This window comes from Halomonas sp. YLB-10 (assembly GCF_003856855.1).
Taxonomy (GTDB): Bacteria; Pseudomonadota; Gammaproteobacteria; order Pseudomonadales; family Halomonadaceae; genus Halomonas; species Halomonas litopenaei.
Genome location: NZ_RRCU01000003.1, coordinates 281,254 through 301,816, shown reverse-complemented (window position 1 = coordinate 301,816; position 20,563 = coordinate 281,254). Strand labels below are relative to the sequence as shown.

The 20,563-nt window shown below is 63.4% G+C and carries 20 protein-coding genes and 1 tRNA gene; 7 read left to right on the top strand and 14 right to left on the bottom strand.

Annotated elements, in window-relative coordinates:
• The first annotated feature begins 42 nt into the window (after positions 1–42).
• Entirely contained in the window at positions 43–387 is a 345-nt protein-coding gene (locus EBB56_RS08755) for a YqcC family protein (protein WP_108133007.1), read from the top strand.
• 40 nt (positions 388–427) lie between these two features.
• Positions 428–928: a gamma-glutamylcyclotransferase family protein gene (locus tag EBB56_RS08750; RefSeq protein WP_124803947.1), complete on the top strand. Its 501-nt coding sequence runs from the start codon at positions 428–430 to the stop codon at positions 926–928.
• Positions 929–1,227: 299 nt separating this feature from the next.
• On the opposite strand, the gene EBB56_RS08745 is transcribed toward EBB56_RS08750, so the two are convergent.
• Entirely contained in the window at positions 1,228–1,869 is a 642-nt protein-coding gene (locus EBB56_RS08745; RefSeq protein WP_124803945.1) for an OmpW family protein, read from the bottom strand.
• 268 nt (positions 1,870–2,137) lie between these two features.
• The gene (locus EBB56_RS08740; protein WP_124803943.1) at positions 2,138–2,746 is read right to left on the bottom strand and encodes an OmpW family protein; all 609 of its coding nucleotides are present in this window, start codon (positions 2,744–2,746) and stop codon (positions 2,138–2,140) included.
• 299 nt (positions 2,747–3,045) lie between these two features.
• Between EBB56_RS08740 and EBB56_RS08735 the strand changes: the two genes are divergently transcribed.
• Complete coding sequence (locus tag EBB56_RS08735; RefSeq protein ID WP_108450176.1) at positions 3,046–3,366, top strand: hypothetical protein; 321 nt, start codon at positions 3,046–3,048, stop codon at positions 3,364–3,366.
• Positions 3,367–3,509: 143 nt separating this feature from the next.
• Here EBB56_RS08735 and putP read toward each other — a convergent pair whose 3' ends face one another.
• The 4 genes from putP to EBB56_RS08715 all read right to left on the bottom strand — a co-directional run bounded on the left by putP (position 3,510) and on the right by EBB56_RS08715 (position 9,834).
• Positions 3,510–4,988, bottom strand: a complete 1,479-nt coding sequence (putP, locus tag EBB56_RS08730) for a sodium/proline symporter PutP (RefSeq protein ID WP_045994400.1) — start codon at positions 4,986–4,988, stop codon at positions 3,510–3,512.
• Positions 4,989–5,197: 209 nt separating this feature from the next.
• Positions 5,198–8,389, bottom strand: coding sequence for a bifunctional proline dehydrogenase/L-glutamate gamma-semialdehyde dehydrogenase PutA (gene putA, locus EBB56_RS08725; RefSeq protein WP_108133002.1), 3,192 nt, complete (start codon positions 8,387–8,389; stop codon positions 5,198–5,200).
• A gap of 180 nt (positions 8,390–8,569) precedes the next feature.
• A complete protein-coding gene (locus EBB56_RS08720; RefSeq protein WP_124803941.1) occupies positions 8,570–9,394 on the bottom strand; it encodes an AraC family transcriptional regulator in 825 nt (274 codons plus the stop codon).
• A gap of 68 nt (positions 9,395–9,462) precedes the next feature.
• A complete protein-coding gene (locus EBB56_RS08715) occupies positions 9,463–9,834 on the bottom strand; it encodes a hypothetical protein (RefSeq protein ID WP_045994420.1) in 372 nt (123 codons plus the stop codon).
• A 385-nt stretch (positions 9,835–10,219) separates the two neighbouring features.
• Here EBB56_RS08715 and EBB56_RS08710 point away from each other — a divergent pair, with 385 nt between their 5' ends.
• Entirely contained in the window at positions 10,220–11,143 is a 924-nt protein-coding gene (locus EBB56_RS08710) for a YeeE/YedE thiosulfate transporter family protein (protein ID WP_108133000.1), read from the top strand.
• Between the two features lie 115 nt (positions 11,144–11,258).
• On the opposite strand, the gene EBB56_RS08705 is transcribed toward EBB56_RS08710, so the two are convergent.
• The 6 genes from EBB56_RS08705 to EBB56_RS08680 all read right to left on the bottom strand — a co-directional run bounded on the left by EBB56_RS08705 (position 11,259) and on the right by EBB56_RS08680 (position 15,512).
• A complete protein-coding gene (locus tag EBB56_RS08705; RefSeq protein ID WP_124803939.1) occupies positions 11,259–11,666 on the bottom strand; it encodes a DUF1090 domain-containing protein in 408 nt (135 codons plus the stop codon).
• A 369-nt stretch (positions 11,667–12,035) separates the two neighbouring features.
• Positions 12,036–12,109: transfer RNA gene (locus tag EBB56_RS08700), tRNA-Gly, on the bottom strand.
• A gap of 164 nt (positions 12,110–12,273) precedes the next feature.
• Positions 12,274–13,527: a methyl-accepting chemotaxis protein gene (locus tag EBB56_RS08695; protein ID WP_045994406.1), complete on the bottom strand. Its 1,254-nt coding sequence runs from the start codon at positions 13,525–13,527 to the stop codon at positions 12,274–12,276.
• Positions 13,528–13,882: 355 nt separating this feature from the next.
• The gene (locus EBB56_RS08690) at positions 13,883–14,227 is read right to left on the bottom strand and encodes an AzlD domain-containing protein (protein ID WP_045994407.1); all 345 of its coding nucleotides are present in this window, start codon (positions 14,225–14,227) and stop codon (positions 13,883–13,885) included.
• Positions 14,224–14,949 carry an AzlC family ABC transporter permease gene (locus EBB56_RS08685; protein WP_045994408.1) on the bottom strand — a complete coding sequence of 242 codons (726 nt, stop codon included), beginning with the start codon at positions 14,947–14,949 and terminating at the stop codon, positions 14,224–14,226. Before EBB56_RS08685 ends, EBB56_RS08690 begins: the two co-directional genes overlap by 4 nt.
• The gene (locus tag EBB56_RS08680; protein WP_045994409.1) at positions 14,946–15,512 is read right to left on the bottom strand and encodes a helix-turn-helix domain-containing protein; all 567 of its coding nucleotides are present in this window, start codon (positions 15,510–15,512) and stop codon (positions 14,946–14,948) included. The genes EBB56_RS08685 and EBB56_RS08680 overlap by 4 nt, the downstream gene beginning before the upstream one ends.
• A 116-nt stretch (positions 15,513–15,628) precedes the next feature.
• Here EBB56_RS08680 and EBB56_RS08675 point away from each other — a divergent pair, with 116 nt between their 5' ends.
• Positions 15,629–16,303: a metallophosphoesterase gene (locus EBB56_RS08675; protein WP_045994410.1), complete on the top strand. Its 675-nt coding sequence runs from the start codon at positions 15,629–15,631 to the stop codon at positions 16,301–16,303.
• 534 nt (positions 16,304–16,837) lie between these two features.
• Here EBB56_RS08675 and EBB56_RS08670 read toward each other — a convergent pair.
• Both EBB56_RS08670 and EBB56_RS08665 read right to left on the bottom strand, forming a co-directional pair.
• Positions 16,838–17,260 (bottom strand): CBS domain-containing protein, encoded by a 423-nt coding sequence (locus EBB56_RS08670; protein ID WP_045994411.1) that lies wholly within the window; start codon positions 17,258–17,260, stop codon positions 16,838–16,840.
• A 50-nt stretch (positions 17,261–17,310) separates the two neighbouring features.
• Positions 17,311–18,777, bottom strand: a complete 1,467-nt coding sequence (locus tag EBB56_RS08665) for a dihydrolipoyl dehydrogenase (RefSeq protein ID WP_124803937.1) — start codon at positions 18,775–18,777, stop codon at positions 17,311–17,313.
• Positions 18,778–18,971: 194 nt separating this feature from the next.
• Here EBB56_RS08665 and EBB56_RS08660 point away from each other — a divergent pair, with 194 nt between their 5' ends.
• Entirely contained in the window at positions 18,972–19,598 is a 627-nt protein-coding gene (locus tag EBB56_RS08660; protein WP_124803935.1) for a YqaE/Pmp3 family membrane protein, read from the top strand.
• A 90-nt stretch (positions 19,599–19,688) separates the two neighbouring features.
• The gene (locus EBB56_RS08655) at positions 19,689–20,558 is read left to right on the top strand and encodes a DMT family transporter (RefSeq protein WP_124803933.1); all 870 of its coding nucleotides are present in this window, start codon (positions 19,689–19,691) and stop codon (positions 20,556–20,558) included.
• Positions 20,559–20,563 lie beyond the last annotated feature (5 nt).

Below are 20,563 nucleotides of genomic sequence, written 5' to 3'. Positions count from 1 at the left end.
GACAATGACGTGCACCAAGCCCATTTTCAAAGCGGAGGCATCATGCCCACCGAACCTTCCGTCCACGACGCCCTGGGCGCGGCCCTGCGCGAGCTCGAGGCGACCATGAAGGCCGCCAACATGTGGCGTATGGACAAGCCGGAGGCCGCCGCCTTCAACAGTCGGCAGCCGTTCTGCATCGATACCATGTCGCTGCCCCAGTGGCTGCGCTTCGTGTTTATCGCCAGGCTCGATACCCTGGTCGAACAGCGTGCACCCCTGCCCGCCAGTTGCGATGTGGCCCCGGCGGTGGACGCCTACCTGATCCAGGAAGGCGCGCGCGCCCAGGACCGGATGCTGTTGCAGAAGGTTGTCGAGGATATCGACCGGCTGATCACCGAGAACTGAATCGCCGGTAACGGAAGAAGTCCCCAGCGAGGAGAAGGCGATGCCCTGGTACTTTGCCTATGGCAGCAACATGAACATTGAGCGTGTCGCCGCCCGCATCGGCGAGACCCGGCGTGTGCTGGCCGGCAGCCTGGAAGGCTACGCGCTGCGCTTCAACAAGGCCTCCCGGGTGCCGGGCATCGCCCACGCCAATGTGGTGCCGGCGCCAGGCGATCGGGTCGAGGGTGCGCTGTTCGAACTCCTCGAACCCGAGCAGATCCGGCAGATGGATCCCTTCGAAGGTTACCCACACGAGTACGACCGTCATCGTCTGCCGGTGATCACCGAACAAGGGCCGATCGAGGCCTGGGTCTATATCGCCGGCGCCGAACGCCAGGGGGATGACCTGCGGCCCGCCCGCGAGTACCTTGAGCACCTGCTGGCCGGTCGGGACTTCCTCAGCGAGGGCTATCATCAGGCGCTGGCGGCGGTAGAGGCCGTCGAGCACCTCGATGATGCCACTCTGGGGCGACTGGGGCTGTCACGTTATCATCCCCGCTAAGGCTTGTACGAAAAGTGCCTGCGCTCGGTAATGCGGCGTTAAAAATCGCGTCAAAATGCTCATTTACACCTCGTAAACTGCGCTTTCTTACCGATTTTTGCCTTGTCAAACCATCGCTCGCCGGCTTTTCGTACTAAGCCTAGGCCTCTGCTTGCCCTGTTACCGCAGCCCCTCCCTCGAGAATTGCAGTGGCAACTGCCACGCGAGCGACCACAGAAGCCATCTTGTGACGGTGACAGCACAGCGCCCGCTCCTGCCAGGCAGGAGCGGGCGCTGCGTGTTAGCGGTCGAGCCCTGGATCAGAAGCGGTAGCTGATACCGGCCATGATCACGTAGGGGTCCACCTCGATCTCGCCGATGTCCTCGCCGTTGAGGTCGACGTCGCTGTCGATATCCAGATACCACACCGCCATGTTGGCCGCCCAGTGGTCGTCGATGACCAGGTCGAGGCCCGCCTGGCCGGCCCAGCCCCAGGACTCTTCCAGATCGAGATCGGCACCCTCCAGCGCGATATCCTCGTCGGAGAAGTGGGTGTAGTTGACCCCCAGGCCGACGTAGGGCTGCACCCGCGCCTCGGTGCCACCGAAGGGGTAGTACTGCACGGTCAGGGTCGGCGGCAGGTGCTCGACGCTGGCGCCGATATCGGTGCCACCTACGTTCAGGTCGACGTCGTGCTCGAAGGGCTCGGCGGCCAGCAGTTCGACGCCGAACTTGTCGTGGAAGCGGTAGCCCAGGGTAAAGGCGAAGCCGTTGTCGTCATGGACGTCGGTGTCCATGGTGCCACCCATCAGCGAGCCGTTGTCGGAGTCGGGCTTGACCTTGGCCACACCGATGCGGGTATAGATGTCACCCTTGCCGTAGGCGGCAAAGGCCTGGCTGCTGACGAGGGCGCTGCCGGCGATGGCGGCGACCAGGGCGGTGGTGATCAGGGGGTGGCGCATGGTGTTCTCCTTGCGTACTGGCAAAAGTGGGCGAGCCGGTCGGCGAGCCATTTGGCGAGCCATTCGGCGAGCCCGATTGCCAAGCAGTGTATGCCGCATCGAGAACGTGGTTATTGATCTACCTCAATACCTCCTTTGGTCGACATAAATGAACCGGCAACGCACCAAAAAAGGCGCCTGGCAAAGCCAGACGCCTTCGATGCTGCGGTTGGAATGCGGCGTGATCGAGCTGACCGCTTAACCGCTTATTTCAAGACCGCGCAGGCGCTTAGAAACGATAGGTGACGCCGGCACCGATGGTCATCGGATCGATCTCGGCCTCGCCAACATCGTGGCCGTCGACCTCGATATCGGAATCGACCTCGGCGTAGCGGGCGTAGGTGCCGACCAGCAGGTTGTCGGTGACGCTGAGGTCGAGACCCACCTGGGCTGCGGCGCCGTAGGAGCTATCGAGGTCGGCGTTGAAGCTCTCGTCGGAGAAGTGGGTGTAGTTCATGCCCACGCCAACGTAGGGGTGGACGCGAGCGTTTTCCACGCCGCCCAGCGGGTAGTAGTTGAGCATCAGGTTGACCGGGGTACGGTCGACGCTGCCCACATTACCGCCGTTGACCGCGATATCGTGCTCCATGGCCTCGGAGCCGTTGAGCTCGACACCGAACTTGTCGTGGAACAGGTAGCCGGCGCCGTAGGCGAAGCCGTTCTCCTCGGAGACATCGAGATCCTGGTTGGCGATATCGCCGTTGTCCGAGGTGGGATCGGCCTTCTCGAAGCCACCGCGCACGTAGATGTCACCTGCCTGATAGGCCAGGGCAGACTGGGCGGCGAAGGTGGTGGTAGCGAGCAGGGCTGCGGTGCCCATCAGTCGAGTCATGTTCATGCGGGACCTCCTTGATGATCCGATGGCATCCTTCCCGAGGGAAGTAACCTTGTACGCTTCGCAGTTTACGAACAGTGTTTCTAAATGTCTTGTAGAAATAGTTAATTGGCCAGATAGCAGTAACTAGCCAGAATTTATGGAACTAAATCGACTTGGGCGGGTAGGTAATGTAAATGCTGTACAATTTTTTTGCACATTGTGGCGTAGACGTCGATGCGCGCTTGTGCACTGCATAAACGCTCGCCGTCCGGCGATAAATCGTCTTCACTGTGGGAGAAGACTCCGGAGGAGAGTGCGGGATGGTGGCCAGACGAAGGCGTGAGAGGTTGCTCGGCATGTCGACGCTGCCCTGGGGCGGGGCGGCACTGGTGCTCGCACTGACCGCTCTGTTGGCGGTGTGGCTGCTGCTGGAACCCTGGCTGATTCGTGATCTCCCGACGCCGGCGAGGCTGGCCATGGTAGTTCTGGGCGTGTGGGCGCTGGGCGGGGGGTTGTCCATGCCGCTGCACTTCTCAGCGGTACCCGGCTGGTGGCGTCTGGCGGGGGCCATGCCTTGGTATCCGCTGGCACTGGTCAGCTTTATCGTGCTGCTGCTGTGTCGCTACGCCGGCCTGTTTTGAACGGGGCTGATGTGCACGGCTAAGGTGGGCAGGGCGGTTCGACCGTCAGTGAGCGTTGAGCGCCAGGTGCGTGCTGGATGTGTCCCGTAACGAAGAAGGCCGCCCGAGGGCGGCCTTCTTGCGTGGCAGACGATCACTGACGATCAGGCGTCTTCCAGGGTGTCGAACTGCTCGGTGATCTCCTTGCTCGGCTCGGCGGTCATCAAGCTCACCACCACGATGGCGATGTAGGCGAAGATCACGCCGGGCACGATCTCGTAAAGATCGAACAGGCCGCCGGACATCTCGGCCCAGGCCACCACGGTGATGCCACCGACCACGATACCGGCCAGCGCACCCCACTGGTTCATGCGACGCCAGTACAGCGACATGATCAGTGCAGGACCGAAGGCGGCGCCGAAACCGGCCCAGGCGTAGGACACCAGTCCCAGTACCGTGGAGTCCGGGTTCATCGCCAGCAGGTAGGCAATGACGGCGATGCCGATGACCGCAAAGCGGCCGACCCAGACCAGCTCGGACTGGCTGGCGTCGGGGCGGAACAGCGCCTTGTAGAAGTCATCGGTCAGGGCAGAGGACGACACCAGCAGCTGGGAGTCGGCGGTGGACATGACCGCAGCCAGGATGGCGGCGAGCAGCACACCGGCGACCAGCGGATGGAAGATGGCGTTGACCATGACCATGAAGATGGTCTCGCCGTCACCCAGGTCGCGGGTCATGTAGACCAGGCCCAGCAGACCGACCGCCATGGCGCAGACCAGGCACAGGCCCGACCAGGTCACGGCGATGCGACGGGCGGCGGGGATGTCGGCTTCGGAGCGGATGGCCGCGAAACGCGCCAGGATGTGCGGCTGGCCGAAGTAGCCAAGGCCCCAGGCCAGCGAACTGATGATGCCGATGGCGGTCAGGGTTTCACCGGTGGACGCATCGACGAACCAGCTCAGCATGTCGGGGTTCTCGGCCAGGATCTGCTGGCCACTGCCGCTGAAGCCACCCAGTTCGGTCAGGGCGATGACCGGCACGACCAGCAGCGCCGCTGCCATCATCAGACCCTGGATCAGGTCAGTCCAGGAGACCGCCAGGAAGCCGCCAAAGAAGGTATAGGAGATGATGGCCAGCGTACCGACGGTCACCGCGATGGTGTAGTCGAAGCCGAATACCGTCTCGAACAGCTTGCCGCCGGCAACCAGGCCGGAGCTGGTGTAGAACAGGAAGAACAAGAGGATGAAGACCGCCGAGATCACCCGCAACAGCGGTGCCTTCTCGCGAAAGCGCTTGGCGAAGAAGTCCGGCAGGGTCAGGGCGTCATTGGCCTTGAAGGTGTAGACGCGCATGCGCCGGGCGACAATCAGCCAGTTGAGCCAGGTGCCGATCAACAGGCCCACGGCGATCCAGGAGGCCGACAGACCGCTGACGTAGGCCGCACCGGGCAGACCCAGCAGCAGCCAGCCCGACATGTCCGAGGCGCCGGCAGATATCGCCGACGTCCAGGGGCCAAGCGAGCGGCCACCAAGGATATAGTCGGACAGATTGGTGGTGCGCTTGTAAGCAATGATACCGATGACCAGCATCAATATCAGATACAGCGCGAACGTGATGCCAATGGTGGCGTTGTTTTCGACCATGGGAGCGTTCCTTGTGGTTTTTGTCGTGGGTGGTTGGCGTTCTCAAGTCACCGGCCCTGTGTCGAGCGCGATGATCTCCCCGTGTGGGCGCGGTCGTCACGCGCGTCCCTGCGATCCGGCGCTCCCCTCGGGGTAGTGGGTGAGCGCCGGTTGCCGACGGTGCGCCGACCGTCGGGTGAGTGCGTTGGACCAGCAGGCCAGGGCCTGACTTACTCGTCCCCTAGCGCCAGCAGCGAGGCGTTGCCGCCGAGTGCCGCCGTGTTGTTGGTCACCGTCTTCTCGGTGGCGAAACGCAACAGGTAGTTGGGGCCGCCGGCCTTGGGACCGGTGCCGGAGAGCCCCTGACCGCCGAAGGGTTGAACGCCTACGACAGCACCAATGATATTGCGGTTGATGTAGACGTTGCCAACGCGCACTTTCCGCGCTATTTCATCGGCAAAGGATTCGTTGCGGCTGTGCACGCCGAAGGTCAGGCCATAACCACGCGCGTTGATCGAGGCGATCACCTTGTCGAGCTCGTTGGACTTCCAGCGCACCACGTGCAGCACCGGGCCGAACTGTTCACGCTCGAGCGCATCGATACCATCGATGGTGAAGGCCGCCGGGGCGACAAAGGTGCCTTCACTGGTGTGCTCGGGCTTCAGCGGCGTTTCGCTGATCAGACGTCCTTCACCCTTCAGCCGATCGATATGCGCCTGCAGGTTCTTGCGCGCGTCCTCGTCGATCACCGGGCCTACGTCGGTGCCGAGGTCGCGTGGGTCACCCACGTGGAGTTCGGCCATGGCGCCGTCGAGGATCTGTAGCACACGGTCGGCGACGTCGTCCTGCAGGTAGAGCACCCGCAAGGCCGAGCAGCGCTGTCCGGCGCTCTGGAAGGCCGAGTGGATGACGTCGGCGACGACCTGCTCGGGCAGGGCGGTGGAGTCGACGATCATCGCGTTCATGCCGCCGGTCTCGGCCACCAGTGTCGGCAGCGGCGCATTCTCACGCTCGGCCAGGGCGCGGTTGATGATCTGGGCGGTATCGGTACCGCCGGTGAAGACCACCCCGGTGATCCGCGAATCGCCGGTCAGCACGCTGCCCACGGTGGGGCCGTCGCCGGGCAGCAACTGCACCACTTCACGCGGCATGCCGGCCTGGTACAGCAGCTCGACCACCCGGTGGGCAACGATCGACGTCTGCTCGGCGGGCTTGGCCAGCACGGTATTGCCGGCCACCGCGGTGGCGACCATCTGGCCGCAGAAGATTGCCACCGGGAAGTTCCACGGGCTGATCGCGGCGAACACCCCCTTGCCGCCCATGTGCAGACGATTGGACTCGCCGGTGGGGCCGGGCAGCTCGGTGGGCTCACCGAAGATCTCCTCGGCGCGCACCGCATAGTAGCGACAGAAGTCCACCGCTTCGCGGATCTCGTCGACGCCGTCGGTCAACAGCTTGCCACCTTCACGCGAGCACAGCGCCATCAGCTCCGCCAGGTGCTCTTCCATCAGGTCGGCGAAGCGCCTCAGGATGTCGGCGCGCTCCTTGACCGGGGTGACCTCCCATGCCGGGAAGGCAGCCCAGGCCGCGTCCACCGCCCGCTCGGTCTGTTCGCGGGTGGTCCACTGCACGCTACCGACCACCTGGCGACGGTCGTAAGGACTGGTGACTTCGTGGGTCTGGGCGGGGTCCTCGGCGACCTCGAAGGCCAGCAGCGGACGCGCCTGGTAGCGGGTATCCATGTGCTTGCCCATGGCCTCCATCAGCGGCTGGTACTGGCTGTTGATGGTCAGGTTGACGCCGCGGGAGTTGGGGCGGTGCTCGCCATAGATGTCGCGAGGCAGCGGAATCTGGGGATTGGACAGGCTGTCGAACTGTCGCAGTGTCTCGATGGGATGGACGCACAGCGACTCCACCGGCACCTTGGGGTCCACCAGCTGATGCACGAAGGAGGAGTTGGCACCGTTCTCGAGCAGTCGGCGAACCAGGTAGGGCAGCAGGTCCTTGTGGGCGCCCACTGGGGCGTAGATACGGCAGTAGGTGCCTTCAGGTGCACGCTTTAGCGCGGCATCGTAGAGTGCCTCGCCCATGCCGTGCAGGCGCTGGAACTCGAAGGCTCGGCTGGTGTGGTTGGCCTGCTCGAGGATGGTGGTGATGGTATGGGCGTTATGGGTGGCGAACTGCGGGAAGATGCGACCCTTGGTGGCATCGGACAGCAGGAAGCGCGCGCAGGCCAGGTAGGCCACATCGGTGGATGCCTTGCGGGTGAACACCGGATAGCCGTCGACGCCGAGCTGCTGGGACTCCTTGATCTCGGTGTCCCAGTAGGCACCCTTGACCAGACGCAACGGGATCTCGTCACCCTGGAAGTCGGCCAGACGGTTGAGGTAGTGCAGCACCGGCAGGGCGCGCTTGGAGTAGGCCTGCACCACCAGACCGAAGTGGCCCCAGCCGCGGCAGATGTCGCTCTCGTAGACGGCGCGGAAGACCTCCAGCGACAACTCCAGGCGGTCGACCTCCTCGGCGTCGATGGTCACCGCCACGTCATTGTCACGGGCCAGCTTGGCCAGCTCCTTGACGCTGCCCACCAGCTCCTCGAGGACCTGTTCGCGGCGGCCAAACTCGTAGCGCGGGTGCAGCGCGGACAGCTTGATCGAGATCGACGGTGCCGGCGTCCTGTCGCCCAGGTTGCGGCTGGTCTTGCCGACCTGGCGGATGGCGGTGGCGTAGTCGTCGAAGTAGCGGCCGGCATCGCGCCGGGTACGGGCGGCCTCGCCCAGCATGTCGTAGGAGTAGGTGTAGCCCTTGTCGAACAGCGGCTTGGAGCGCTTGAGCGCTTCGTCGATATCACGCCCCAGCACGAACTGCTTGCCCATCACCTTCATGGCTTCGACCATGGCCCGGCGAATGACCGGCTCGCCCATGCGGTTGACCATCTTGTTGATGAAACCGCTGGGCTTGCCATCCTTGGGCTTGTCCAGGCTCACCACCCGGCCGGTCATCAAAAGGCCCCAGGTGGAGGCGTTGACCATCCAGGACTCGCTCTTGCCGAGGTGGGCCTTCCAGTCGGCCGGGCCCAGTCGATCTTCGATCAGCGCATCGGCGGTGGCCTTGTCGGGGATGCGCAGCATCGCCTCGGCCAGACACATCAGCATCAAGCCTTCGTGGGTATCCAGGCTGTACTGCTGCAGCAGCTCGTCGATGGTATCGACGGCGGTGTCCATCTCGCGCACTTCGCGCACGAGAGAAGCCGTCTTGTCGGCGACGCGCTCGATGTGCTCGTCCTTGCCATCGATCAGCTTGATCAATTCACTTACGAAGGCGTTTTCTTCGACCACGTAGTGATCGCTGATGCGCGCAAAGAGTGTATCCAGATCCTGCTGCCAGGTGGAGTTGTCGAGCATATTGTTGGCGTTGAGCATGTCAGTCCCCAAATGGTGAACCGCCGCGGGCGGAGAAAGGGCTTGCCGCAAAGTCGATCGCGGACGTGCAGTCGCGCAATCCGGGCATGTTGGCAAGACTAGGTTGCATGCCTCTTCCATGCTTGCCAAATGCACCGAAGGATTTGGCAAATCCACGGGCGTTATCGACTAACCCTAGCTTTAATGTGCCGATTTGGCAGTCAGATGGTGGAGATTCGGTGACGAAATCTCGCTGACATGACGTCGCGTCTGGCTGGGAGGATGGCCGTAATGCTTGCGGTAGGCGCGGGACAGGGCGCTCTGGTGGGCGAAGCCGGTGAGGGCGGCGATTTCCGACAACGGCAGGCGACTGCGCATCAGCAGCTGACGTGACGCCTCCAGGCGTCGACGCATCACGTACTGCCAGGGTGACAGGCCCGTCTGGGCGCGGAAGCGTTCGGTAAAGTGGGTTTCGCTGAGGCAGGCGAAGGCCGCCAGATCGGCGACCTTGAAGCGACGCGCCAGGTGATCGTCGATGTAGCGGTCGAGCGCGCGCAGGTCGATGCGCCGGTGGTGCATCGCGCCGGTTTCATCGCCGGCCAGACGCGCATGCAACGAGCCCAGCAGAGTGGTCGCCAGGCGCTCCTGATGCAGGGCAGGGACGGGGCCCTCTAGCGCCAACTGATTCATTTCGGCCACCACGAAACCCAGGAACTGTTTCAGAGGTGCGTCCAGGGTGAAGAAACGTGGCGCGTCGAACAGCCTGGCCAGTTCATGATGATGGCCGGTGAGCGCCAGGGCGTCATCGGGAAGGTCGAGGATCAGTTGGCGGTTGTTGCCGGTGCCGGCGTAGTAGTGGAGGTGGTTGGCGGGCACGATGCAGCCGCAGAATGCCTCGATGGTGCCGCCAAGGCCTTCGATGTCGAAGTCGGCGCGCCCGGCCAGGGCGATCACGATCTGATGGTAGTCGTGGGAGTGATGCCGGGTCGCGGTGTCCAGGGGGATCTGCCTGATGGCGCTGCTCATCGGGGGGCTCCCGCAGGCGGTAACGAGGACGTCATCATACCCGATGGGTACAGGATTCTCACTGACTGTCAGTCCCCCCTGGGCTGCTCCCTGAGGCGGATACGAGCGGCCAGGTGGTCGCGCAGTGCACGCAGGTCCTCCTGTCCGGCGCTGTCCAGCAGGGCCTTGCCTCGGGTCACCCGGCCAAAGCGCCCGTGTTCATCGACCAGGCTGCGAGCGCGGCGTCGGACGCCGTCCAGGTACTCGTCGTGGCGAATCGGATAAAGGATGACGGCATTCCATTCATCTTCGCCAACTGTGCTGTCGAGAGCACGGTCGAATAGGTCAAGCAGGTGCTGTGGCTCGGTGCGGTATCGTGGCGTGCCGGACAGCATCAACACCGCGAGCACCGCGACGAAGACGACCAGACAGACGACGAACACGAGCAGAAACAAGGACAAGGTCATGGCACGGTAGATCGCTTGAAACGGGAAAGGACGGCTGATCGCAAGGCTCTCACATCCAGCCGCACATGTCGCGGGTCCCGATCTGCGTTGACGCTGGTGTGGTGGCAGGGGCGTTCATTGCATATTGTTACATTATGGATGGATGTGAGGCCGCACGACCTCGAGATCGTCGTCGGGGTGACGGCCTGTCCGGCCATCCGCCGCGACACCAGCTCTGACCCCCGTTCTGAACAGACAGGAATGCAGAGAGGAATGCCGAAAGTAGAGGGACACCGGGCAATAGCATGGCGTGCCGGCCAGTATCGCACCATCGCCGGCCATGATCGTCAGATAGTGTTCCGCCCTTGTATTTCCGGAACCGTGTAAACGAGGAGATGTGATGGCTCTGTTGGTCTCCCTGCTGCTGGCTGTCGCGCTGGGGTGGCTCGCCCAGCGTACCGGTCTTTGCATGGTGCGTGCGGTTCAGGGGATACGCATGTGGCGGCCGGGTCTGTTGCTGACCATCGTCGGCTGCGGCGTCTGGTTCTGGCTTGCCAGCCCCCTGTTCATCCATTTCCCTCTTGGCGAGGTGCTCAGACGTCACGCGATCGGGTGGCCCTTCGCCGTCGGTGGGCTGCTGTTTGGCCTGGCCGCGGCGGTCAATCATGGCTGTTCGATCTCGACCCTTTCCGCCCTGGCGCGGGGGCAGTGGCACATGCTCGCCACCATTCTGGGCTGGGTTCTGGGGTGGTGGATGCTGTACCTGGGCGCCCCTGATATCTCCTACACCCGTCTGACGACGACCTTCACGCCGGCTTGGTGGCTGGTACTGAGTATCGTCGCAGTCTCGCTGCTGGCGATCTGGCGGCTGTCGCCGGCTCACCGCCGTATCTACGCGGGTGTCATGGTGTTCGGCGCGGTAGGCGGTCTGTTGGGCGTGCTGGAACCACTGTGGTCACCGAGCCAGTTGATTCGAGACGTCACCGAGCGGCCGCTGGCGATGGACATGGCCGTCGCCTGGCCTAGCCTCGGACGCGTCCTGATCAGCGTCGCGATCCTGGCGGGAATGCTGGTAGCGGCGCGAGCCCACTTCCGACCGGGCGAGTATCAGGGGTCCCTGGGGCGCTGGGTGAAGCATCTGCTGGCCGGAATCGTGATGGGCATCGGCGCCTCGCTTGCGCTGGGTGGCAACGATCTGCAGTTATTGATCGCGCTGCCGGCCGGCTCGCCGGGAGCGGTCGTCGCCCTGGCCTGCATGATCGCCGGCATCTGGATAGGGCTCGCCGTCGAGGAGCGCTGGGAGCGACGCCAGGACCGGGACTAGGCGCGGCCAATGGCGGTCGGCAAGCATCCCGACAGCCGATTGTCAGACTGGCGGTGCTACCAGCGCTTGACGCTCTGCGGCTGGCACTGTCCCTCGAATGTCAGCCGTACAAGGTTCAGCTGGCCGACGGCAGCAGCACCTTGAGCGCGGCGATGCGAGCGTTGAGCACCTCGATGGCGACCTCGAGAGCCTCGCGTTTACGCGTTATCTGGCCGATATCACCTTCGTCGAAGGCCTCGTTCAACTCCTGCTGGCGCTGTTCCACCATCTGCTGACCCTCACGTACGCGTGACTCGGCCTGGCTGAGCACGTCTTCGCCGGTGCAGCCGCTTCGGACACCATCCAGGGCGAGTTCCAGTTCATTCACCCGTGCGGTGTCCTCGGCATGACGAGCGAAGGCGAGGTCATGCTCGAGTGCCTGCGCGCGCTGATCGCAGCTATCCCTCGCGCCATCGGCCATGGCAAGTGTGCTCAGCAGCAGCCAGACAGGCGTCAGCAGCAGGGTGTGGCGATAAAAAGGCATACGGCGTCCCCACGACTTTATGATTGTGGCGCCAGCCTAGCGTGCGAAAACCGAGCTTGAACAGGGGCCCATCGAAGGGGGGCGTAGTCTTTAAGTATGAGGCCGATTCAGCGGTAGCGGCATGAATGGCGACATGCCGGGGCTCGCAGTACCCGGGGCGCTGAACAGGCAAGGCCAAAGCACGAGACAGTGCTCGAAAACGACGCTTGATCGCAGGATGAGGGATAGGTCAGGGGAGCGCGCAGCGGGAAGGGAGCGCTGTGAAAGGCAGAGCGAAGCGAACTAAAGGGCGCAGCGAAATAAGGGGCGTAGCGGGTCAGCTTGCTAAGCAAGGATGCAAGAGCACTGTGACCGAGAAAGGGGAGGCCCTGGAGCGGGTGAAGGGAATCGAACCCTCGTCTTAAGCTTGGGAAGCTTCTGCTCTACCATTGAGCTACACCCGCAAGGCGTTTTTGATAGTAATCTCCGTTGGTTACGCCTTGCAAGCAAAAGGCTCGCGCGGCGTGATTTTCGTCAACCGGACGAGCCCGGAGCCACGCCGCAGTCATGTGGCTTGTAGTGGCGACAATGACTGCGGTGCGGTATTGGTGCCTATCACACGCCACGATCAGAGCTTGCGAATCGCCGCCGAGACGTTGTGGGCGCCGTCCAGGATCTCGCGTATCACCAGTTGCGCCTCGCCGACCCGTTGCTGGCTGAGGTCACTGCGGGTGGCCACCTCGGTGATCTTCTGGTTGGCCAGTCGAATGCGTTGGTTGTTGTCGTTGAGCACCTGGGTGATCTGCTCGGCGGCGCGGGTGGAGCCCTGGGACAGTTCGCGAACCTCCTGGGCCACCACCGCAAATCCGCGGCCATGCTCGCCAGCGCGCGCCGCTTCGACCGCCGCATTCAGCGCCAGCAGGTTGGTCTGCTGGGCGATCCGCGAGATGGAGTCGGTTATGTTGTTGATCGCTCGCGTCTGCTCCTCCAGGGCGGCCACGATGGCTTGGGTCGCCTTGATCTCGTCGGCGGCCTGGCGCGACGACTCGACAGCCTCTTCGAGCTGGACCAGACCATTGTCGGCGATGGTCTCGGTCTGCTCCGCGGTGACTCGGGCGGACTCCACGGCACTGCGAGCGGCATCGTCGGCCTCGACAGAGCGGGTGATGTCGGTGGCGAACTTGACGACGCGTGTCACCCGGCCGGTTTCGTCGATCACCGGGTTGTAGGTGGCCTCGAGCCAGACGGTGCGCCCACTGGCGGTTATGCGTCTGAAGCGTCCCTGCTTGAAGGTGTTGGCGGCCAGTTCCTGCCAGAAGTCGGGGTGATCTCGATAGAAGGTATCGTCGCAGAACATCCTGTGATGCCGTCCAAGGATGTCGTCGAGACGATAGCCCATGGTGGTCAGGAAGTTGCCGTTGGCACGCAGTATTTCGCCTTCCGGTGTGAATTCGATCACCGCCATGGACGCGTCGAGGGCGCTGAGCACAGCATCCTGACCGGACGCCGCAAGGCGATCGTCGGTGACGTCATTGGCAATCTTGAGAATGTAGTGAATCTTGCCTCGAGCGGAGCGCACAGGAAGGTAGGTCGCCTCCAGCCATAACGGATTGCCATTGGCGTCGATGCGGCGAAAGGTGCCGGTTTTCGACTGGCCGTCCGCCAGCCCCCGCCAGAATGCCTCGTAGGCGGGGTCCTGATGCACCTCTGGCGGGCAGAACATGCGGTGGTGCTGGCCGCGTATCTGATCGAGCCGATAGCCGACGGTGGCAAGAAAGGCATCACTGGCTTCGCGGATGGTGCCGTCGGGACGAAAGACAATACAGGCGGTGTGGCTATTCAGTGCGCGATACAGGGCGCTTATTCTTCTGGCCGATACCATCAAGTTACCTCGGGAGTGGAAGGTGCTGGGAGCAAGGTCGAAGCAGGTTCTTGTTTTTTCTTTTTAAAATGCCTTTTCCATCCTGGAGCCGGCACTGGAGCCGAACGAGTATCGGCCGATATCGCGCGAGCTTTAGTATCTTGCGCGCATAAATGAGGGAGAGCGCCTGGCCGCGCAGGAAAAGCCTGCGGGTCAAACGATGGAACACGGCGAGTTGGGGGCAGGAAGGCAGCGGCCCGCCACCATTCGGTGCGGGCCTGACGGAAATAGGCACAGGGAAAGGAAAAGGCAAGACCGCTTGGGTTGCGGACAGCAATACCCGGTAGGCCTTTTCGGGTCAGCGTCGACTTGAGTGTCAGAGCGAACCGGCCAATACCAGCGTCAGTCCGTAGGCGGCCACGCCGGCAGCGACCGGCCAGCCCAGCGATCGCGTTCGATACCATACCGCCAGCGTCGCCAGTACCCCCACGCCAGTGGCGCTCCAGCTGGCGATGCTCGGCTGTGCCGGTACCAACGAGACGCCCAGCACGGCGGCGATCATCAAAGGCCCCAGCACCGACAGCCACTGCGGCATCGGTTCGACGCTGTCTTCTGTCTGGCGCTCGGCGAGACGACGACGCATCCATATCAGGGGCGCCATTCGCATCAGCAGGGTGCCCAGGGTGGTCGCTACCACCGCCATCCACAACGTAGTGGTCATGATCGACTCCTTGTGACCGGTGAGCGTTTGACGATAAAGAAGCACAGTGCGCCGCACAGAGCCGCCAGGGGGATGCCGGCATTGGCCACCCCCAGCACTGCCAGCAGGGCGCCTGCGGCGATGGTCACCAGGGTCGCCAGGCCCCAGCGGAAGCTGGACAGGCGAGGCACCACCAACACGAGAAACAGGGCAGGCAGGGCAAAGGGCATCACCTCGCCCAGCAGCGGCCAGCGTTCCACCACCCATTCGCCCCCCAGTGCACCCACGGCGGTACCTGCGATCCAGGCCAGCCAGGCCAGCAGGGCGGCGCCGGTGTACCAGCCAAGCCGAGCCGCCTCCGGCAGTTGCGGCAGACGCGTCAGCGCCAGGGCGAAGACCTGGTCGGTCAGACCGTGCATCAGTGCAGGCCACCAGCGGCTCGTGCTCATCGAGGCGGCAAGGTTCGGGGCGTAGACCACGTGGCGAACGTTGATCAATAGGGTCATGGCGACCACCAGCCATAGAGGAGCGCCACCTGCCACCATGCCGACGAACACGAACTGGGAGGCGCCGGCATAGATCAGGGTAGAGATGGCGACGGCTTCCCAGGCACTGAAGCCCGCCTGGACGGCTACCAGGCCAAAGGAGATGGCGATGGGGATATAGCCGCCGAGCAGCGGGATCGCCTCGCGGACGCCGGTCACCCAGGGGCTGGCACGCAAAGGAGTCGTCGTGGTGGTCATCGAGAGGTTTCCGGTGGATGGTAGACGATGGTCAGGGTGGCGGAAGTGGCCTGGTTGTCGGACGCGTAGAGGTGTGGACGATCCGCCGCGAAGGTGACGCTCTGGCCCGGGCCCAGGGTGTGGCTCTCGTGCTCGGGGCCGGTGGTCAACCGGCCGGAGATCACCGTGACGGTCTCGTGCACGCCCGCGGGGTGCGCTTCGCTGAGCCGATAGACGTCAGGGTCCAGGCGCATCCAGTAGACGTCGACGGCCGGTTGGCTATCGCCCTGATCGATCAACTGGACCTGCACGCCCTGGTCATCCAGCGCCGTGGTCACGGGTTTTATCAGGGTGCCGAAAGGCACCTCGAGGCAGCTCGCCAGGCGCCACAGGGTGTCCAGGGTAGGGTTGCCGTTGCCCTGTTCCAGCCGAGACAGGTTCGACTTGGCGACGCCGGCGTCGCTGGCCAGGCGGGATAGCGACCAGCCACGCAATTGGCGCAGATGCTGAAGATGCCGGCCGAGTGCTTCGGCATGCAGCGTGTCGTCGCTTGAGAAGCTAGCTTGGGAGAAGGGCTCGATCATGAGGTCACTGTTCGGTTGAGCTGTTGTTCCATTTATCGAACGTTCTGTAAAAGGAACATAGGACGAATGTTGCGATGGCGTCAAGCCTGAGCTCGCACTGGGGCGGGAGAAGACTCATGCGCTGTATCCGTCATGGACCAAACCGCAAGGGGCGTGATTACGTCGTCGGTGACGTGCACGGCCAGTACGCCCAGTTGATGGAAGCGCTGGAGAGAGTCGACTTCGATGTCGCCCGGGACCGGCTGTTCTGCGTCGGTGATCTGGTCGACAGGGGAGAGGCATCGCTCGCCTGTCTGACGCTGGCGCTCGAGCCCTGGTGCTTTGCGGTGATGGGCAATCACGAACAGATGGCGATCACCGCCCTGGCCGAAGGCGGAGGAATGGCCTGGGATCTGTGGCAGCGCAATGGCGGCAACTGGGTCTTTCTCGATGGTGTCGAGGAGGCCCGTAGCACCATGAACGCCGCCCGCCCGCATCTTCCGCTGGCTCGGGAAATCGTCGCGGGACATCGTCGCCTGGGCGTGGTGCACGCCGATCCACCCGACGACTGGGGCCAGATCGAGCAGACCTCGTCCGAGCACCTGCTATGGTCGCGGCGTAGATTCCGACGTGACAGCGGCGGCAGCCTGGACTCGACCCGCGTCGAGGGCGTCGATGCGGTGGTGGTGGGGCACACCATCGTCGAGGCACCGCTGTGGCTTGGCAATGTGCTGCATCTGGATACCGGTGCCTGTGCCGGCGGGCGCCTCACGCTGGCCGCTGTTGACGACATCCTTGATGCCATTCCCTGATCGACCTGGCCGGCGGTGCCCGTTGATGGCCGTCGCGTAGTGGCAGCGTCGATCTCTTGCCACAGACCTTGGAACCGACGCAGAACGCTGTGGTCAGTAGGGCGCTTCTCTCACCGCTGTGCACCGTCGGGCCCAGGAGAGGAAAAAAAATTTTCGATGAAAGGAGAACTTTTCTGGTGACGACTGTCATATGTGGTACAGACAGCATGCGCGATGGCAGTCGTTAGCAGTGTTGATCTGGTTTGCTAAATCGATCGTTGCGCCTCATGGCTTCCATGGGGCGTTTTTTTTTGCTTGGGCGAAGGTGCTCTCCCTCTCTTCCCTTTCCATTGGGCCCGGGCATATCAGGCATGCTCCATGAACGCCCTTACGGTTTGCACAAGCGCCAGGGGCATCTGGAGGATCGGGGAGGCCGATGCAAGGCGGTGGTGCCAGGCAATGGTGTCAGCGTTGGCGCTACCGACAGCACGCCCACCGCCGGCATCGTGATGCCGGCGGTGGGCGTCTACAGAAGGCGTTGCGCAACAGGAGGGGTCAGGCGCTTCGTTGATGGCGTCGCATGGTGAGCACGGCGGTAAGCACGTCGCGGCGGGTGACGATACCCACCAGTCGGCCCTGTTCGGTGACGGGATACACCTTGGGTTTTGCTCCCAGCATTTCCTGGGCCAGATCGACGATGCTCTTGGTGGGAGACACCGACAGCACTTCGTTACGCATCATTTCATGGACCAGCGGTGCCTCGTGATCCAGATAGAGGCTCTCGATCACCTTGCCCAGCACGTCCTGCTCGGAGATGAAGCCGATCAGGTGATCGCCGTTGTCCACCACCGGGGCCCCTGGCAATCGGTGCAGAGCGAGACCTTCCGCCAGGGTGGAAATGGAGGTCTTGCCGCTGACGCGGTAGCAGTCCTTGGACATGATGTCCCGGACGATCGATGGAGGTGCCTTGTGTGGCATAACCGCTCTCCTTTGAAGCGGCCCGGCGCCATGCGTCGGGCCCTTGACCGTCAAGCGCCTGGACCGCACTCCAGGCAGCGTTCGGTGATCGCCGGACCCCTGCGCAGATGCACGTTGAGGTCCCTCAGTGCTGTTCTCAGGCCTTCTTCGACCACCGGGTGGTAGAAGGGCATTTCCAGCAGGCGATCCACGGTCAATCGTTGGTCGATGGACCAGGCCAACAGGTGGCCCAGGTGTTCCGCCCTTGGGCCGAACATTTCCGCGCCGAGAAGAATTCCCGAGCCGTGCTCTGCGTAAAGCCTCAGCATGCCTCGGTTCTGCCGCATCACCGTGGACCGTCCCTGATCCTCGAACGAGACCTCGCCGATGGCCACGTTGGTCAGTTGTTCATCCCGACGCTTGAGTTCAGCGTAGCCTACTCCAGCGCTTGCCATCTGCGGATCGGTAAACACCACCGCCAACGGAGTACGCCTGCGACCGGCGCGAATATCCGGGTAGCGTCCGGCGTTTTCGCCTGCGATGCGTCCCTCGTCGGACGCCTCGTGCAGCAGGGGAAGATCCTGGTTGGCATCACCGGCGATAAAGATCGGTGCGGGCGAACCGTCATCGAAGCGACACTGCATGGTCAGCCGGTCGAACACCGGCACACCGCGGTCGTTGAGTTCCAGCCCGGTCTTCGGCAGGTCCAGCTTGTCCACGTTGGGCCGACGTCCGGTGGCCGCCAGCAGGTAGTCGAAACGCTCGGTCTTCTCGGTGTTGCTGTCGCGACAGTGGAAGGTCACCACCACCTGATCGCCGTCCCGGTCGACCTTCTTGACGGTGGCGTCGGGGTCCAGTGGAAACCCTGTGTTGAACTCCTTGTCGGCGAGCGCCTTGAGATCGGGGTCGCCAAGAGGACCGATGGCGCCGCCGACGCCGAACATGCGCACTCGCACGCCCAGGTGGTGCAGCGCCTGACCGAGTTCGAGGCCGATGACGCCGGGCCCGAATACCACCACCGACTCGGGCAGGTCATCCCATTCGAACAGGTCGTCGTTGATGATCAGGCGATCCCCGGCGGCATTGAGAAAGTCGGGCCAGGAGGGGCGGGAGCCGGTGGCGATGACGATGCGCTTGGCCTTGATACGCGTATGGTCGCCCACCACCAGGGTGTTGGCGTCTTCGAAGCGAGCGGCACCGACGATGCGGTCGTCTTCCTCGATGCGGGCCATCGAACTCAGTACGCTGTCGACGAAACGATCCCGCTCCCGCTGGAGGCGTTCCATCACAGCGGGGCCGTCGACGCTGACGCCGCTGACCTTGACCCCGAAGCCCTCGGAGTCCCGTGCCTGCTGGGCCACGTCGGCGGCGGAAATCAGCAGCTTGGACGGCATGCAGCCGACCCGTGCGCAGGTGGTGCCGTAGGCGCCAGATTCGATCAGCACCAGCTTGTCGGTATGTTGTCGCGCCGCGTGCCAGGCACCAAGGCCGGCGCTTCCTGCTCCGATAATGGCGATCTCGACCTGTCTTTCCTGCATGATGTCTCTCCTGGGAGCTGAACATGGCGCTGTGGGGAACCCGTGGGGGTGACCTCTATCAAAACAGTAGGACAGTTGAGGCGGGTTTCTCTATCAATCAGGCGTTGCTGTTACATCAAAGCCTGTATTGGCACACTGAAATGGGCCATCGGAGATACCGGTGGCGTCATTCGACCCTGGAGGTAAGTTCTCTGATGGACGCGCGAGAGTATCTGGCCCGCAAGGGGCTCGACGGTGAGCGAGACAAGGAAAGGCCCAACACCCTCGAGGAAAAGGCCTGGGACCGAGCGCGGGAGTCCCACGACCATCGTCCCAGGGCCGGGACACCCCATGACTGGGAAGACTGGGAGCGTTACCACGATGTCCTGGCCGAAGGCGCGGAAAGCCTGGAGCAGAAGATTGACGCCGAGGCCCATCGCCAGGCCCAGGAGCAGGCAGCGCGTGACGCGCAGCCGCAGCGTGCGCAGGCTGGGGCGATGGATAGCCCTTCAAATAGCCCTTCAAATAGCCCTTCAAATAGCCCGGCGGTGGAGCACTTCACCCCACCGCCTGTGCCCGAGCAGAAGGAAGGCACCGATGCGCATGCGTCCAGCACCAGTGACGAGCCCATGACATCCTCGCCCCAGGTGGCGTCGGCGTTGATGGCGTCGCCAGCGGCCCGGCTCGCCTTGATGGTGCTGGTGCTGCTGATGCCCCCGCTGGCGGTGGCGGTAGCCGAAGGTGGTTCGCGCCGGATCGCGATTGCGTTCCTGCTGACCCTGCTGGGCTGGCTGCCTGGGGTGGCGTACGGGGCCTGGTGGTTGAAGCAGGTCAATCATTGAGGCGAGCAGGGCTCAGGGGGGGCAAGCGTTGGGCCGGAGAGGGTGTTCGCGTATACTGCCGTAAACCTTTTTGACTAGTGGGAGTTTACGGTGGGCTATCTGGTGGTGGTCACCGCCCTGTGGGCGTTCTCGTTTTCGCTGATTGGTGTCTATCTGGCCGGTCAGGTGGACAGCTATTTCGCGGTGATGATGCGGGTGGGGCTGGCGGCGCTGGTGTTCCTGCCGTTGTTGAAGCCCGGCCTGCTCGATCTGCGCCACAAGCTCGCGCTGATGGCACTTGGTGCCGTCCAGCTTGGCATCATGTACATCTTCTTCTATCAGTCCTTCGTGCTCCTGTCGGTGCCGGAGGTGCTGCTGTTCACCATCTTCACGCCGCTGTACATCGCCATTCTGGATGACCTGGCGTTTGGTCGTTTCACGCCCTTCCATCTGGTCACTGCAGGGCTTGCGGTGATCGGCGCGGCGGTCATTCGCTACAAAGGTGTCAACGACGACTTCTGGCTGGGATTCCTGGTGGTGCAGGGGGCCAATCTCTGCTTTGCCATGGGGCAGGTCGGCTATCGGCGCCTGTCGGCGGCACTGCCCCCCTCGTTGCCTCGCCACCATGTATTCGCCTGGTTCTACCTGGGTGCGGCCTGCATCGCGCTGCCGGCCTTCGCGCTGTTGGGAAGCACCTCGGGGCTGCCGACGACACCCCTGCAGTGGGGGGTGCTGCTGTGGCTGGGACTGGTCGCCTCGGGGCTCGGCTACTTCCTGTGGAACCTGGGCGCCGTGCGGGTGGATGCAGGCGCCCTGGCGATCATGAACAACATGCTGATTCCTGCTGGCCTTGCGGTGAACCTGGTGATCTGGAATCGCGAGGCTGATCTGCTACGTCTGGCCATGGGAGGCGCCATCATCGCCGGTTCGCTGTGGCTTAACGCCTGGTGGCAGCGGCGTCACAGGACGGCGCCGGTCTAATTCAT

Excerpts from the sequence above, each read along its gene's own strand:
- EBB56_RS08705 (WP_124803939.1), bottom strand. The coding sequence starts at position 11,666 with ATGCCTTTTTATCGCCACACCCTGCTGCTGACGCCTGTCTGGCTGCTG.
- putA (WP_108133002.1), bottom strand. The coding sequence starts at position 8,389 with ATGCTCAACGCCAACAATATGCTCGACAACTCCACCTGGCAGCAGGAT.
- EBB56_RS08755 (WP_108133007.1), top strand. The coding sequence starts at position 43 with ATGCCCACCGAACCTTCCGTCCACGACGCCCTGGGCGCGGCCCTGCGC.
- EBB56_RS08680 (WP_045994409.1), bottom strand. The coding sequence starts at position 15,512 with ATGATCGAGCCCTTCTCCCAAGCTAGCTTCTCAAGCGACGACACGCTG.
- EBB56_RS08745 (WP_124803945.1), bottom strand. The coding sequence starts at position 1,869 with ATGCGCCACCCCCTGATCACCACCGCCCTGGTCGCCGCCATCGCCGGC.
- EBB56_RS08690 (WP_045994407.1), bottom strand. The coding sequence starts at position 14,227 with ATGACCACTACGTTGTGGATGGCGGTGGTAGCGACCACCCTGGGCACC.
- EBB56_RS08740 (WP_124803943.1), bottom strand. The coding sequence starts at position 2,746 with ATGAACATGACTCGACTGATGGGCACCGCAGCCCTGCTCGCTACCACC.
- EBB56_RS08685 (WP_045994408.1), bottom strand. The coding sequence starts at position 14,949 with ATGACCACCACGACGACTCCTTTGCGTGCCAGCCCCTGGGTGACCGGC.
- EBB56_RS08660 (WP_124803935.1), top strand. The coding sequence starts at position 18,972 with ATGGACGCGCGAGAGTATCTGGCCCGCAAGGGGCTCGACGGTGAGCGA.
- EBB56_RS08735 (WP_108450176.1), top strand. The coding sequence starts at position 3,046 with ATGGTGGCCAGACGAAGGCGTGAGAGGTTGCTCGGCATGTCGACGCTG.
- EBB56_RS08675 (WP_045994410.1), top strand. The coding sequence starts at position 15,629 with ATGCGCTGTATCCGTCATGGACCAAACCGCAAGGGGCGTGATTACGTC.
- putP (WP_045994400.1), bottom strand. The coding sequence starts at position 4,988 with ATGGTCGAAAACAACGCCACCATTGGCATCACGTTCGCGCTGTATCTG.
- EBB56_RS08670 (WP_045994411.1), bottom strand. The coding sequence starts at position 17,260 with ATGCCACACAAGGCACCTCCATCGATCGTCCGGGACATCATGTCCAAG.
- EBB56_RS08665 (WP_124803937.1), bottom strand. The coding sequence starts at position 18,777 with ATGCAGGAAAGACAGGTCGAGATCGCCATTATCGGAGCAGGAAGCGCC.
- EBB56_RS08750 (WP_124803947.1), top strand. The coding sequence starts at position 428 with ATGCCCTGGTACTTTGCCTATGGCAGCAACATGAACATTGAGCGTGTC.
- EBB56_RS08710 (WP_108133000.1), top strand. The coding sequence starts at position 10,220 with ATGGCTCTGTTGGTCTCCCTGCTGCTGGCTGTCGCGCTGGGGTGGCTC.
- EBB56_RS08695 (WP_045994406.1), bottom strand. The coding sequence starts at position 13,527 with ATGGTATCGGCCAGAAGAATAAGCGCCCTGTATCGCGCACTGAATAGC.
- EBB56_RS08720 (WP_124803941.1), bottom strand. The coding sequence starts at position 9,394 with ATGAGCAGCGCCATCAGGCAGATCCCCCTGGACACCGCGACCCGGCAT.